Source organism: Klebsiella sp. FDAARGOS_511 (genome assembly GCF_003812845.1).
In the GTDB taxonomy this organism is placed as follows: domain Bacteria; phylum Pseudomonadota; class Gammaproteobacteria; order Enterobacterales; family Enterobacteriaceae; genus Klebsiella; species Klebsiella grimontii.
This window is the reverse complement of the sequence record NZ_CP033824.1, coordinates 3,804,594-3,818,812: the sequence shown is the minus strand read 5'-3', so window position 1 is coordinate 3,818,812 and position 14,219 is coordinate 3,804,594. Positions and strand designations below refer to the sequence as shown.

The following is a 14,219-nucleotide window of genomic DNA, read 5'->3' as shown; positions in this document are numbered from 1 at the left end:
TTAATTACGCCGTTTCAGCCTGACGGTTGAGTGGCGCGAGCAAATATTCCGACGCTTCCCGGGCCTGCCGGCAGGCACTGAACAGCGCCTTTTTGTCGGATTTCAGTTTTGACAGCCATCCGTCAACATAACTTTCATGCTGCAAATCACCGGTTATCCCGAGATGTGCGCACAGAAAGGCACTGCCAATTTCGGCTATCAACTCCTCGAAGGCATACACCGGGTCGCCAAATTTCTTTGACGCCCTAGTTATCCCTTCACGGTTCAGTCGCTTCGCATGGCCACTGGCATGCACCAGCTCGTGAAGCACCGTGGACCAGTAGTCGCCTTCAGCGTCAAACTGTGATGTCAGTGGCAGCACTATCTGGTCTGTGGCGGCACGGTAATACGCCCTATTCTGCGGTCTGGGTGAAAACTGCACGCCGGTGGCGTTCACCACCGACAGAACCTGCTGCAGCTGTGCCGGACTGACACCAGCGAAATCCTCCTGCGGCCGGGTGACGGTGGCAGTGCCACATACCTGGTCGGGAAGATCATCGCACTGTTCAACATTGAACAAAGGAAACTGGCGCAACATCGGCACCGTTTCCATCTGCGGCTTACCGTCAGCATCAAACAGCTTATTGCCGTTGCTGTCTTCTGCCTGCTTTGTCCAGTCGCGGTATATCACAGCAAGCGTGGCGGTTTCGCCCTTGCGGACCTGACCTCCGGTCTCCTGTGCCTGGTTGTATGTCAGCCAGCGGTCGCTGGTAAAACCGCGCTCTTCAGCCGCGAGCCACAGCAGCAGAACATTCACGCCACTGTAGTCCCGGCCGGTAAGCGAGTTGACCGGCATCAGGGTGTTGATCCCCTGCTGCGCGTTTCGCCACGGCCGTCGCCAGGGGCGTATACCGTTTTCCAGCGCGACAATTATCCGGTCAGTGACCAGACGATAAATATCGCCGCTGCCAGTGAGCGTCGCGGCCGTTTCTGCCTGGCGACGTTTGCCGGAGGAGGAGGTTTTGCGTGCCGCCGGCTTTTTACAAACCGTGGCAGTGGTTTTGCGGTTATCAGTTTTCATGGAGCACTCCTGAAACAGGCGTGCCCCTCCCCTGCGGGCGTAAGACACGCCGCAGGTGGGTGGAATTTAGATCAGGCGCTCAGAAGCAGCAGCGCCCCGTCAGATGAAACACATTCTGTCCGGCACTGCAGATTATGAGCGGCTATCAGAAACCGGCTATGATCCGCAGGCCTGGCATGACGGCACGCAACGGCATGAACATCCTCAAGCAACCGTAATGCTGTCATACGCCAGTATTTCAGCTCGCTGCGACTGCTGCAGGCAGCAAAATACCCGGTGGCCGTCACATGCAGCCGGTCCGTCAGATCCCGGTAACCGGCCACCGGCACATAACGCCGTTCACCGCTGTATACCGCAATATCGTTCTCTGGAAGCATCAGAGTGAGCTGATGATTCTTCGCCAGCATGTCCCATATACGCCCTTCCGTCAGGACGAGAGGTTTAGTGAAAACAGCATTGTCGACGAGTGCAGGGGCCAGCGTAGCCCATCCCTGATCCCTGTCGGGATGACAGCCATCTGCAAATGCCTGGTGACGTAACTGGTCTTCACGTCCGGAGGCCGAACGGAAACGTTCGCCATCCTGAACGGACAAAGACACGGTTACGTCACAGGTGAGTACCACTGGCCTGTCGTTACTTAAGGACTCGGTCAGAACAGCTTTCAGGTCTTTTCCGTGAAAACGCAACATATTCGCACTCCTGAAAGACAGGGACCTCCGGCAGGAGGTCTCCCTGCCGGGTTGGAATTATTCATACGGCGTCAGAGCACCTCTGAAGGGTTAAGACGAATCAGCACTTACCAGATCGCAAACAGGAAAACACTTTCCCGCTCCATATCCAGCGTACGGATGCAGTATTCCGCCCACACGGCAATCAGCTGCAACTCGGTACAGAACATCTCTCCGTAGGTCGGATCGTTGTTGTACGACGAGAACCAGCCGTTGCGGATGTCATCGCGCAATAATGCGAGATGATTGCGGGACAGAAATATCGGTTCCTGATCCGGAACGCCTTCCGCATAGTCCGGCATATTGACGCTGCCCCAGTAAAGCAGAGCGTCTAAACCACTCAACATCACCAGATCAGCGGTACTGGAGCCTAAAACGAGTTCCAGCGAAGGGGCTTCCGGATCGGCTGAAAGATACGCCAGGGGTTCATACAATCTGAACTCCAGAGCGGCAATATCCTCCCACTGCTCGCGGGACAGATTTATTCCCGGGCTCAGGGTTAGACTGCCGGCGATAGCCTGTTCAGTCAGCCGGGCATTTTCCTGCGAAAACGATGTGGCATACTGCACCGCATCAGGGAGTTCCCAGGCTGAGAACTGGTCGTCTCGGGCCCGGTTCAGGGTGGCCAGAGGCAGCGCCCATGAACAGGCTCCTGCCGTGGAATGAACAATAAAATGTGCAGCACAGATATTATGAAGTGCCAGCATCACCATGCGGGTAAACAAATCTACCGACATCTGATGCTCTGTTTCAATCTCATCCACGCTCAGGACATCCCGGGTACACTCACGCGATATGGTAATGATACGATGCCTGTAACCTTCGCCCGTTTTACCGCTGAAGACCAGCTCGTCAGCTTTTGGACTACTGTCGGGATGGAAAAGTGAGAAAGCACCGGTTTGCTCATTGTTCCGGCGCGGATTCACCGGCCGCATGCAGCATGGCAGGCAGTGGTATATATCGATAATCGCTGAGGTAAATTTGTTCCAGGTCTCGACCGGAACGGTACTCCGCTGCTCGATAGTGTATACAACAGGGTGGCCTGCTGGTAAGAAACGTTCAGTCATGGATAAATCCTCTTTAATAGTTAACAAAAAGGGGATTTATCCCCCGGACGGGAACTAAATCCCCGTTAGGGAGGGTCACAGACTACAACTGTTAAGCTGATATCAACTGCTCAGATATATGAGGTAATGGATGGCTGTTATGGCTGGAAGCGATAACGAAAGTGAGCAAGATGCCCGGCCTGCCGGCACGCAAGCCGGTAAGCTTTATGCCATCTGGCATTTTCAGGAACCGGGACAGCTAAACGAGAATAAACATATTCACCGCTGTGCCAGCCTCTGCGTAGTGTGAGCCATACCCGCAGCCCCTTCTCTGTCGACGCGACATGAGCGCGAACGGCAAAATTACCGGACACATTGGTAAACCACTTACTGTCATGGGGTAACCGTCTGCCCTGGATTATTCGCTGAATGACCGTTTTTAAGCGATAAGGCCAGTGAACAATGAGGGGAAGTGCTAAACCGGATGATTCGGACATCGTGTTTCTCCTGTAAAAAAAAACGGGAAACACCTGCCCGATCGGGAAGATATTTCCCGTCGGGGAGTCAGAAACGGCATTATTCTGACTGTCTGGTAAGTTTAAGAAACCTTCATCGTCGCGTCATAGTGCGCTTGTATTGACGATATCTGCTTCCAAAGGTGCGCAGATGTACCACATTCGATATGCTCTCCCTTTCAGGCTGAGGGAGATTTTCTTGCAGTCACCCGAAGGCGTTTCTCACAGACTGCTGAAACATTGGTGGTCGCTTAAGCGACAGATTAGCGTTTAAATAATAAGCGCATCCGCAAGGTGATTTCAAGTCACCGTCGCCTATCGTGAGCGACGGTGACAAACGTCTTCAGTCATCATACGGAGACGGTACGTCGGGTTGATTATCATTACGCACATAAACACGTCCTGTACACGAAGCACCACCCATCGTCTGCCAGCCCCACTCAGGCTTTACTGCGTCCCCTTCAACAAGGTGATGGAGCCGATGAATATTACTTTCAACATCGCTGCTCCATTTGTCAGGGTTTTCCAGCCAGAACTTTCCTTCGTGATATCGACTGATCGCATCCCGACATTCAGCTATCATATTTTGCAGCAATTTTTTGTACGCATCTGGTCTGGCAACCTGAATAATCTCATGCATATATTCACCCAAACGGCCGCCACAGTATTCATTCCAGTTATCATGAAAATCCAGTGTTTGTGAATATTTTTCCTCTTCATAAACAGACTCAGCATTAAAGATGGTTTTAAGTAATTTCTCTCCATTATCCTCTGCGATGGTATCTTGTGCGCCATCAATACGGGGAAGTTCAAAATGTAACAATTGCAGATATGCGCACAGGACATTCAGTTCGTGAAATGTCAACGTTGTACGCACACTGGATTGGCCCCTATATTTCCAGACACTTTTTATCGCTTTACCCATTACTGGTTCGCCGCCGCAGATATTCCCGTGGCGAACGATATCCCAGTGCACTGTGCGGATGCCATTCGTTGTAATGTTCGAAGGCCTCCGCAAGGTTCTTTGCCGCTGTTAACCCGTCAGGTTTTGGCATGATGCTGATGTAGTCGCGCTTCATCGTTTTCACGAAGCTCTCCGCCATTCCGTTGCTTTCTGGACTACGTACCGCCGTATGTTTTGGCTCCAGTCCTACCATTCTGGCGAACTGACGCGTCTGATGAGAACGGTAGGCTGAACCGTTGTCTGTCAGCCACTCAACGGGGGATGTCGGCAGCCTGTTACCGAAGCGACGCTCTACTGCACCCAGCATGACGTCCTGCACGGTTTCACTGTCATATCCACCGGTACTTGCCGCCCAGTGAAGTGCCTCGCGATCGCAACAGTCCAGTGCGAACGTGACCCGCAGTTTTTCACCGTTATCACAGCTGAACTCGAAGCCGTCGGAGCACCACCGCTGGTTACTTTCTCCAACGGCCACTTTCCCTCTATGCGCCCGCTTCGAGGGCGGTATTGCCGGTTTACGCTCAAGCAGCAGCGCATTCTGACGCATGATGCGGTATACGCGTTTGGCATTGATCACCGCCATGTCGTCAGTTTCTGATTGTCTGCGCAGCAGTGCCCATACACGACGATAACCATAGGTGGGCAGATCGTCGATAACGGTATGGATACGAGCCAGCGCTTCAGTATCATCAGGCTTGCGCTTGCACCGACGATCCTGCCAGCCCTTCGACCGACGGGCCATGGCATGCAGTTGCGCACGTGAGACCCGGAGGCAACGACTGACAAGGCTTATTCGCCATCCTCCGGCAACAAGGGCACGTGCGCTATCCACTTTTTTTGTCGGCCATATTCAACGGCTTCTTTCAGCAGCTCGTTTTCCATGGTTTTTTTGCCCAGCAGGCGCTGTAACTCTTTAATTTGCTTCATTGCAGATGCCAGCTCCGACGCGGGTACAACCTGTTCACCCGCGGCAACCGCAGTGAGACTGCCTTCCTGATATTGCTTACGCCACAGGAACAGCTGACTGGCAGCAACGCCATGCTGACGGGCGACCAGCGACACGGTCATTCCGGGCTCAAAGCTCTGCTGAACAATGGCGATTTTTTCCTGAACGCTGCGCCGTCTGCGCTTCTCTGGACCTAGAACATCAATCATTCGGACTCCAACGACTAGTCTAAAACTAGTATTAAGACTATCACTAATTTAAGTGATACCAACTGTCTGGAGATTCATGGGGCCAGTCTACACACCATAAAACGTATGCCAGCGGTAATACTGATGCTCTAACTTATAAACATTCATTCATCCAAACCCTCTTTAAAATACACTTGCTTTATATAACGTCCTCGTCCATCTCCATGACCTAAATCCATCGATACTAAAGCCACCGCTTCATTCCGGCTCATGCCATTATTGACATGAAAATTCACAGCATCTTTTGCATACGCATAGCGCAAAGAATGCGGCGCATTCTCCCCTGTCATTCCGGCATCGCGAAGAATATTACGATAGCGTTCTATTGCAGTATGCAAGGTTGGCTTGTTGATAAGCTTCCCGTTATTATTGTCACAATACGTAATAGCTTTATTTAAAAGCGTCAGAACTTTTTCCCTGTCAAAAACTGTTGTCTCTCTCGGACGCCCCCCTTTAGTTCCGAATACAACCCGGACACGTTCATTTCCACTTAAAAGCGACTGCTGCCACGTTTTTAATGATTTAGCTGACTGAACAGTTTCTTCAGTTCTAAGTCCAATATAACGAGCCAGTTGAACCGCGAGGGCCACACCTTCGTCTTTTTTCATTGCATAATTAATAACCTCACGAAGCGTGTCGTCAGATATGGCCTTTTTAGTACCATCCCGGCTTGCACCAGAAATCCCCAACGCTTTGTTGCTCAATAATTCATGCTGAGGATTTGCCAGTTTATTTCTTCCGGCAACAGACATGATATAACGTACAGCCGCCATTTCGTTTTGCAATGTCCGATTTGATATTTTTTCTGCCTGTCGACTCTGGATGTATCTCTGAATATGGACAGTCTTTATATGCTTTGCATCCCTGATCTGAATATTTAACTTCGCCAGCCGTTCAGAGAATCGTTCGGCAATTCTTGAACGGTCTGCGACAGTTTTAAAACTACCCTGCCCCTGACGCGCAAGCGTGACGAGCTGTTTATCAAGTTGCTTACTGAATCTGGACATTCTTATATCTCCCTGCGGCATACACAACCTTCTGCTTTCTACAAAACAGACGGATCTGTACCCCATGATTTCATCCCCGACGACACGGTTACTTTTGCGCTTCCTGCGTCTCAGCTGATATCTGTGCATCGGGGCGGCGAAATGTTGAGTTCTTGCGAGGCACCGCAGGTCTCTGACCTGTTTGCTGCTAATGCAGAGCTGACGTTCGTCAAGCTGCCTCCAACACTACCTGCGTAGTGTCGCCATCGATATCGAGCCGATTTTCTCCTTATTAAGTTTGAGACGTTCAGACGGGTATTCCGTCGTGCAAACGTTGATGTGAAGACGTTTTCTCTCCGAATAACACGGACTACGTGTGTGTCAGATGGTACGAAAACGATGAAAACCACGCTGTGCGTGTGTTTGAATGGTATGCGCTGCGCGCGTCACTTGGTGTTCGCTTCGCTTGCACACAAGTGACGCCGCGCAGTTTCGTGCTCGTAATGCAACGCCGTAAGCGGCCAAATGTACCAAATGGCCTTATCCGGTCGATGCAAAAGTCGTACGAAACTCAGGACGTATCACTGAAGAAACGAAATGTTGATGCAACTTCCACAGACGATATTTGTCTGACTGGAAGTGGCCAGCTCGTTGTACAACACCCGAACCGGTGTGCAGCTGAGCAAAGAGAAAGAAACCCTCATCGCCGCGTCATAGTGCGCTTGTATTAACGATATCTGCTTCCAAAGGTGTGCAGATGTACCACATTCAATATGCTCTCCCTTTCAGGCTACGGGAGAATTCTTTTACAGTCACCCGAAGGCGTTCCTCACAGACTGCACGGAACATTGGTGGTCGCTTTCGCGACAGTAGCCACCCGAAGGCGCTCCTCACAGGCTACAGGAGCATTGGTGGTCGTCATTGACGACATTTACAACACTTAAAGCCTACCAATAGAGGCTGGCTTACGTCAATATTTTCATGTCAGGATGTTTTACTTTATTTTGATCTTCATATCAGCATTCATTTTTTTAATTTCCTGATGATACCCTTCCCACTTAACACCCGGAAAAACATTAGGCTCGCCTCTCAGCCATTTTTTAAAAAGCAAAGGATTATCCAGAGCAATATATAAAGACTTACTCATCTCATGACTATCTATAAATAGGTCATTGTTATGTGCTGCAAGAGCCATATAAGAAGAAAGAATCCCAGTTGAATAAAACACCGCACCATCCTGAAGTGGTGAACCATTACTTTCAATGCAATCTTTTTCATCATTAGTAAAGAAACGTCTGCACGCTTCCGGACGGTAATTATAGATAACACACTGCCCAGAACTTTTTCCGAGAAAAACACACTCCATTCTATAGCTATCATCAATATATTCTTCAACCTTATCAGCTCGAAGTTTTAGCCTTTTTTTAATGAAAAACAACTTTGACTCACTCAAATTCTTTGTTAAATTCTCAGCTATAAAAAACACATCCGGCGTAATTAAGGAAACATGTAAAGAACAGCAACGCGAGCATCCTTTATGGCATATAGAACTTATCCCTTTTTCGTTTTTAATTTTATCCGCCACCCCCTCAGAACATTTATGCCAACTCTCCATAGTTAAAATAACTTGTCTCTTGCTTTTAACTTTAAATGAATTGTAACATGATGAATAAAACCAATCATGAAAAGATTTCATTTCTTTCCCCTTTCCCAAAAACCAACATAAGCAGCTATTCCATTATTATTCACGACGCCAGTCTCTGGTTGTAACCATGAAAACAAAGATAAGAAGGAGGCTATCCTTCTTATTTTCCTCATAGTTTATCGAACCTTGCCCTCTGCAACACCTTTCACTTGCGTATACAAATTACCTAAATAGGCTTCTGTTAGATGTTGTGGGTTTGAAGAAAAAAACTGAATATAGATACGACTTCCAACACCATTCTTTTCAACCTCCAGTGTAATATGATCTTTGCCTTCCCCCCAGTTTCGCCCCATTTTATAATAACTTCCTGCCGATGCCGACCATTCAGGCCTTTGTTCCTCAATCGCAGCAGCAGCCAAACGGGCCGAAGTACTTTCTCTATTTTTAATACTATTTAACTCATCTGTCGTCATAAATTTATAATAACGGCGCAAACGAGCAGCGGCAGTATCGACATCAACTGGAATAGATAAATCTTTTGATGTGGAATCCTGACTGGCTTCAACTTTAGGTGCTAACTTAGGCATGTCTGATTCATTCTGCGATGACTGATTTCCTGCTATTGACGATCCAAAATCACTGATTTTCTTATTTACTGAAGATAACTCATCCATGGAACATGCTGTTATAAACATAGAGACAATACAAACAACCAATACTTTCTTCCTGAACATGCTTTCCTCCTTAAAAATTATTTACAATCCAATTAATGTCGCTATCTCCAGCCACGATGAGGTTGCGCACTTCTTCAACAATCCTTATGATACAAGGGTGATTCGAACAAAAAAACAGCGCTCAGTCAAACAGGAGAAAACTGAGATATGAATATTTTCATGAAAAGGCTACTGAATGCGGTGCTACCTGCCCCTCAACCAGACAATCACGCTGACGACAGATCTTTACTGACAAGTTTCAACGATGATGAAGCGGAAGAAACGCCGGCATTGTTTGATACACGCCCTTACTTAGATTTTGAGCAATGGCATAACGATAACAACTAACAGCGCTGCTCATACCAGCGCTGTGTTTCAGTAGTTATTTGTTCATTCCCTTACTCATTCCCGCTTGGAAACTGCTAATCCCTCCTTTCACAAGATTTCCGCCATTCTGAGCTGCCTGATGTGAACTGCCAGTCCCTTCTTTAGATGCATTACTGATAGCCACACCAATATTTACACCCGCCCAAGACAATGCACCGATCCATACGGTTGGCAGCACGATAAACATCGTCCCCATAACCAGATTCATAATCAGATCATCCGATGTATTCTGGAATCCCATCATATTAAAGCGTGAGTGGGTATCAGAACTGTATAGCGCCGTCAGCAACCAGCTGTCGAGCCAGCGGGCCAGTTCCCACCAGAACGTCAGGAAGTTCACGGCAAAAATGACAAACGTCAGGGTGATCACCGTCTTGAACTCATAGGCCGCAAAGGCCAGGATTAATGGCACCATAATATAAATGGCCATCAGCATAACGGCCTGCACCATCGGCAATGCCTGACGCATCGCGTCCAGAGCCGGGAACGCGCCCAGTGAGGCCACCGAAGCGCCTGCCGTTCCGGTGATGCGGGAAATCGCATTCATTGCCGTCATATCCGCATTACCACCATAGCCGTTATATACTTCACCGCCATGCGATACCGTCAGGTTCGCCGGACTGACGAGCCGACGTATTACCTCCTCCTGATAATCAGTCTGGCTGCTGCCAATCATCTTCATCGCCGCAGATAAACGCAGCCAGTAGCTGTCATCAACCTGCTTCATCACCCTGGCCTTCAGGCCGGTATCTGCTGCCGACCACCACTCAGAACAGTAAGGGTATCCCCCATTACCGGTATTCGGCCGACCACTGTCACGGGCATCGCTCCAGGAGAACATCCCGCGCGGCAATTTCGACTGCAGGGTGGAGTAGTCTCCTTTAAGAAAGGTACTGCTGCCTATCCAACTGAGGTCTGACAAAGCCGCCTTATCTGTTGTCTGCCCCTGATCGCGCCGTTTCCACTGGTAAAGCGCAAGCGAGTAGCAATCGTTGGTAAAATCCTGCAACTCATCAGCCAGCGCACGATTCTCAATGAACGTCCGCTGCACCTCAAACCGCAGTTGCCGCAGATCCGGCCGGCAGGGAATGCCGGCCACCGCTGCCTGAGTCACACCTTTGGATAACTTATGGACCAACACCCACCAGACCGGCGCAGCCGCGCTTTCGCCGTCCATACTGGAGATAATGTTATTGTAACCACTTTCATCAGGCGCTTTTGGTGTCCAGGTTCCACACGTTTTCGCTCGGGTTTTATCAAATTCCAGCGTAGTCAGGCTCACCTGAATCAGCGGAACGCAACAGGCAATCATCACGAAGAACGCACCATAAAGCGCATTCTCGATACGAGGTAGCGACAGCATACCCTTGTTACCTTCATCTTCCCCTTCTTCGCGAACCTTCAGCCAGATACCCACGACCTTAAAGGCCATTGGCAGCGCAAACAGTCCGGTACTGACAAGGACGTCCCAGAGGCCATTATTGACCAGCCAGCCCAGCAGGGTCAGGAAATACTCCAGATAGCTGTTCGTTGTCATAGTGAATCAGCCTCCCACGCCGGAAAAAATGGAGTACTCGCAGACCAGAAAGAATAATGTGCTGGCGCCGGCGATGCGCAGCAGTGGACGACGATATTCCTGCCGAAAGCCCGGTGCATGCCAGATTTTCCACACCCCCCACCCGACGGCGCAGTAGATAACCAGCCGCCACGCCAGCCAGCCGTAGCGCGTTGCGTACATCCATCGCTTCAGGGATGCCACGCTCTCCGGATGACGCATTCCCGTATCGGCCAGCCAGAATCCCAGGACCATTATCAATGCCAGAACCAGCAGATAAAGCGTCCCAACTTTTAACCCTTTTCCTGTTTTACGCAGCAGGTCGCGGTGACTGTTTTTCATAATCACAATTTCCTTACTCTGCATCAGGAGTATCAAGTTTCTGGAACCGGCTGTCGGCATTGTCCGTCTGCTGAATCATCGGGTTTGTGCCGACACGTTCGTTGTCCCGCTCAATGATGGTCAGTACCGAGTTCCTCGCCAGCTCTCGTTTAAGGTCCATTTCATTCTTCAATGCCATGATTTCGCGATCGAGTGCATCAATCCGGCGAACACCATCTTCCAGTGCAATAGGTTGATCCTGAGCATTTGGCTCACTCATACCTGTTGTCAGCATCCGGCGCATCAACAAAGCGGTTTCGACCGTATCAGACATGGCAAGCTCACTGGCGAGACGAACTGTCAGTGCGGTATTATCCGGGTCACGTTGCAGTGCCTTAATGACATTGGCCGTTACCGGCAAACCACCCGTTTTCAGCTTCGCCAGTTCATTTGCCGTGGGTTTTACGGCACCATTAACCAGTTTCACCAGTTGCTCTGTATTGTTCTTTGTGGCTTCTTCCAGCATCGGGGCAAATCCTGTACCAGCAACGGACAGACCGGGCTGATCATCGGTATCTCCACTGGTGCATTGCGACGCATTGCTGCAGGTGCGCATTGAGCGATCACCAAGAACTCTCACCACGGCTTGTGCAGCTTCTTCAGCATTACTGAACTTACTGCAGGCACCACCGTTACAACTGGTGCTACTCACGGTTTCTGAACTTAGTACGTTGAGGCTGTTCATCATGTTGTAACCAGCAGATGCCAAATCATAGGTCGGCCGGATCGCCTTCTGCCCTTTTCCTCCTCTTATCTGACCACCAATCCATTTTTTGCCAGCGGTTCCATCAGCATCCTGATATTTTTGGTCTGCCCGTATTGCGTCCGTTTCCCCACTATTGACGAGCGATTTATATTCTTCAGCTATAGCTGCCTGGCTCCACTTGCTGGTATCACTGAAATCCATCATTTTCTTCGCCATGTTCTGGCAGTTCAGTTGTGCTTTGTCGAACGAGACATTCGCCTGCAGTACACCGTTGGTCAGCATGTCATACAGTCCCGGGTTGGCCCGCTGAATAAGCATTGCTGGCAGGCTGGCCACCGCGCCAGTTGCACCCTGAATAACGTCACCCATCAGATTTTTAAAACCATCGGTTACGCCGTTTAACTGGTTGCCAATTGTGGTTTTGAGGTCAAAGTTGCCGCACATCAGGTCACTGCTCCACCCCACATCCAGACCCATTTTTTTCATATTGCTGCGCGTCGCCGGCTGCGATATCACCGACCCACCGCCCAGGGTATAAAACAATTTATCGGATACCGCGCCGTCAACGGATTTGCCGTAGCCAAAAGCGCTGTCATTAACCTGCGGTAGCGAAATTTCAGCCCGGACAGGCAATAGGGTACCCACAGTTCCGGCAAGCAGTAACACTGCGCCAGTCGCCAATTTCAATGCTTCGATGTTCATGTTTTACCTCGTCAAAAATCAGTGCTGCTCAGGAATCTTTGCCCCATACGCTTGCAGCAGCTGTAGGGCTGCCACAGAGCAAAGGCCTCGTTATTATCAGTAGCCGCGCTATGGCTACCGTCCGGAAATACCGCGCAGCTTTGAGTCATCTGAGGCGCCAGACGCTGCCACTTATGGTTCTTAGTGCCGGTGTTTTCCGTGACTTCTCCCGGTGGCCAGTACCCGTCGCGGCGGGTCCCCTTCAACACCTGATAAACGTGCGGCTGGCCTGTCCGGGTGATAATGTCTGCCACACGCTGTGCCACCACCGCCGACGCTTTGTCATCATCGGTCTGGCTGACAAACCCGGAGCGCGGGTAGACGTTGCCCCACATGTTGCCGGATGCCTGGCTACCGATTTCCCGTCGACCGGGGATCAGTGCCTCGGGATAAAGCGATTCCGGTACACCCGTTCGCCAGGCAATAGAGTCCAGCGTGCTGAGGAAATACGGCATCAGGGGAGTGGCGGCGCTATCGCAGGAATACCCGGCGATACTGCCACCGATAAGAGACGTGGCCGGATGCCCAATGGCATCGGCGTATTTGAAGCGAATACTGGATTTACGCTGCCCCGGGTTCTTCATATCTGCCGGATTAGCACCGCCGGCAGTTACTCCTGACAAAGCACCAGTAACGGCATTTTCCAGCCCGCCCGCCGTCTGGCTGACAAAAGCCATCTCTGTCCAGGGATTTCCACCGGGCGCAACGTAGGTCGAAACCACCGCTTCCGGAATAAAATGGGTGACCTTTACAGAGGTTTTTACGGTGCAGCCGAATGCAGTACAGAACAGCCAGTAGCAGATACCGCTTACCCGCCAACTAATGCAGTCCTGCGTCACTGCACTGGCCACTATCTGTGCCGTATTCAGCGCAGCAAACGTTGCAGGTATTGACGCTGTGGCCAGAACGGTGGCGACAGCGGCAGAGCAGAACGTTTTTCTGAGTCGGGAAGGAGGCTGATTCACTGACCACCTCCTGCCTGCAGCCGTAGTGCCTGAGCCCGCGCTACATCAGTTGTGCCATAAACCACTTCCCGGTCGTCAAAAACGACAGCGGGCACCTTGCGGATACCAAGTTCCCGGGCATGCACTACCTGGCGATATGCTGTGACCAGTTGCTGCTGCTTTTGTTGCCACTGAGGGGAGGACATCACCTGCCTTGCCTGCATTGCTGCCAGCTCAGGGTCAACCGGAAGCTGGCCAAACACTTTCGCCTGCAGGCGTTCAGGTTCATCCAGCAACACAACCACGACATCCGGGGAAAGATTTTCAGGCAAGTGCTGGCTGTCGGTATATACCACCGTGCTGGCCAGAACGGACACCGGCAACAATGACGGCAGAAGGAGAAAATTGCGTAATTTCATTAGGGAGACTCCATCAGACTGAATCGTCTGACAGCGTGCTCCCCAACGCTCAATAAAACATCGAAAAACTAAAAACCCAAAAATAAAAATTAATTACTGGTGTTACGCTGAGCTTGCCTTTTACCAGTAAATGTCATGTCCTGCTAATTACAACTGCTAATATAGCCGTTCCTGATACCTCTATACTTGCCATTCATGAGCATGTAGCTGCCGTAGGACAACACATAACTTGCTT

Annotated in this window: 15 protein-coding genes; 1 reads left to right on the top strand and 14 read right to left on the bottom strand. The window is 50.4% G+C overall.

Annotation, left to right across the window (positions count from 1 at the left end):
* Positions 1-4: 4 nt before the first annotated feature.
* From EGY08_RS19475 to EGY08_RS19435, 9 genes are all read right to left on the bottom strand, one after another.
* Positions 5-1,060, bottom strand: coding sequence for an ArdC family protein (locus EGY08_RS19475; RefSeq protein WP_123828807.1), 1,056 nt, complete (start codon positions 1,058-1,060; stop codon positions 5-7).
* Between the two features lie 71 nt (positions 1,061-1,131).
* Entirely contained in the window at positions 1,132-1,749 is a 618-nt protein-coding gene (locus tag EGY08_RS19470; protein ID WP_123828806.1) for a hypothetical protein, read from the bottom strand.
* A 107-nt stretch (positions 1,750-1,856) separates the two neighbouring features.
* Positions 1,857-2,855, bottom strand: a complete 999-nt coding sequence (locus tag EGY08_RS19465; protein ID WP_123828805.1) for a hypothetical protein — start codon at positions 2,853-2,855, stop codon at positions 1,857-1,859.
* Between the two features lie 137 nt (positions 2,856-2,992).
* On the bottom strand, positions 2,993-3,331 hold the full coding sequence (locus EGY08_RS19460) for a hypothetical protein (protein WP_123828804.1): 339 nt from the start codon (positions 3,329-3,331) through the stop codon (positions 2,993-2,995).
* Positions 3,332-3,692: 361 nt separating this feature from the next.
* Complete coding sequence (locus tag EGY08_RS19455; RefSeq protein ID WP_123828803.1) at positions 3,693-4,274, bottom strand: hypothetical protein; 582 nt, start codon at positions 4,272-4,274, stop codon at positions 3,693-3,695.
* A protein-coding gene (locus EGY08_RS19450; RefSeq protein WP_096913407.1) for an IS3 family transposase occupies positions 4,267-5,468 on the bottom strand; the annotation gives its coding sequence in 2 pieces (ribosomal slippage) (positions 4,267-5,153 and positions 5,153-5,468; 1,203 coding nt in all). Before EGY08_RS19450 ends, EGY08_RS19455 begins: the two co-directional genes overlap by 8 nt.
* Positions 5,469-5,611: 143 nt before the next feature.
* A complete protein-coding gene (locus tag EGY08_RS19445) occupies positions 5,612-6,514 on the bottom strand; it encodes an integrase domain-containing protein (protein ID WP_177447625.1) in 903 nt (300 codons plus the stop codon).
* Positions 6,515-7,487: 973 nt separating this feature from the next.
* Positions 7,488-8,189, bottom strand: a complete 702-nt coding sequence (locus EGY08_RS19440) for a YkgJ family cysteine cluster protein (protein ID WP_016190729.1) — start codon at positions 8,187-8,189, stop codon at positions 7,488-7,490.
* 125 nt (positions 8,190-8,314) lie between these two features.
* On the bottom strand, positions 8,315-8,872 hold the full coding sequence (locus EGY08_RS19435; protein WP_228712756.1) for a hypothetical protein: 558 nt from the start codon (positions 8,870-8,872) through the stop codon (positions 8,315-8,317).
* A gap of 147 nt (positions 8,873-9,019) precedes the next feature.
* On the opposite strand from EGY08_RS19435, the gene EGY08_RS19430 reads away from it, so the two are divergent.
* The gene (locus EGY08_RS19430; protein ID WP_123828801.1) at positions 9,020-9,199 is read left to right on the top strand and encodes a hypothetical protein; all 180 of its coding nucleotides are present in this window, start codon (positions 9,020-9,022) and stop codon (positions 9,197-9,199) included.
* Positions 9,200-9,233: 34 nt separating this feature from the next.
* Here EGY08_RS19430 and EGY08_RS19425 read toward each other — a convergent pair whose 3' ends face one another.
* Genes EGY08_RS19425 through EGY08_RS19405 form a run of 5 tightly spaced genes read right to left on the bottom strand, consistent with a single transcriptional unit; the run spans position 9,234 to position 13,984 of the window.
* On the bottom strand, positions 9,234-10,775 hold the full coding sequence (locus EGY08_RS19425) for a conjugal transfer protein TraG N-terminal domain-containing protein (protein WP_123828800.1): 1,542 nt from the start codon (positions 10,773-10,775) through the stop codon (positions 9,234-9,236).
* A 6-nt stretch (positions 10,776-10,781) separates the two neighbouring features.
* On the bottom strand, positions 10,782-11,135 hold the full coding sequence (locus EGY08_RS19420; RefSeq protein WP_123828799.1) for a hypothetical protein: 354 nt from the start codon (positions 11,133-11,135) through the stop codon (positions 10,782-10,784).
* Positions 11,136-11,148: 13 nt separating this feature from the next.
* Entirely contained in the window at positions 11,149-12,582 is a 1,434-nt protein-coding gene (locus EGY08_RS19415; protein ID WP_123828798.1) for an integrating conjugative element protein, read from the bottom strand.
* A gap of 11 nt (positions 12,583-12,593) precedes the next feature.
* Positions 12,594-13,586, bottom strand: a complete 993-nt coding sequence (locus EGY08_RS19410) for a TIGR03756 family integrating conjugative element protein (protein ID WP_123828797.1) — start codon at positions 13,584-13,586, stop codon at positions 12,594-12,596.
* Entirely contained in the window at positions 13,583-13,984 is a 402-nt protein-coding gene (locus tag EGY08_RS19405) for a TIGR03757 family integrating conjugative element protein (protein ID WP_117075971.1), read from the bottom strand. The genes EGY08_RS19410 and EGY08_RS19405 overlap by 4 nt, the downstream gene beginning before the upstream one ends.
* Between the last annotated feature and the right edge of the window lie 235 nt (positions 13,985-14,219).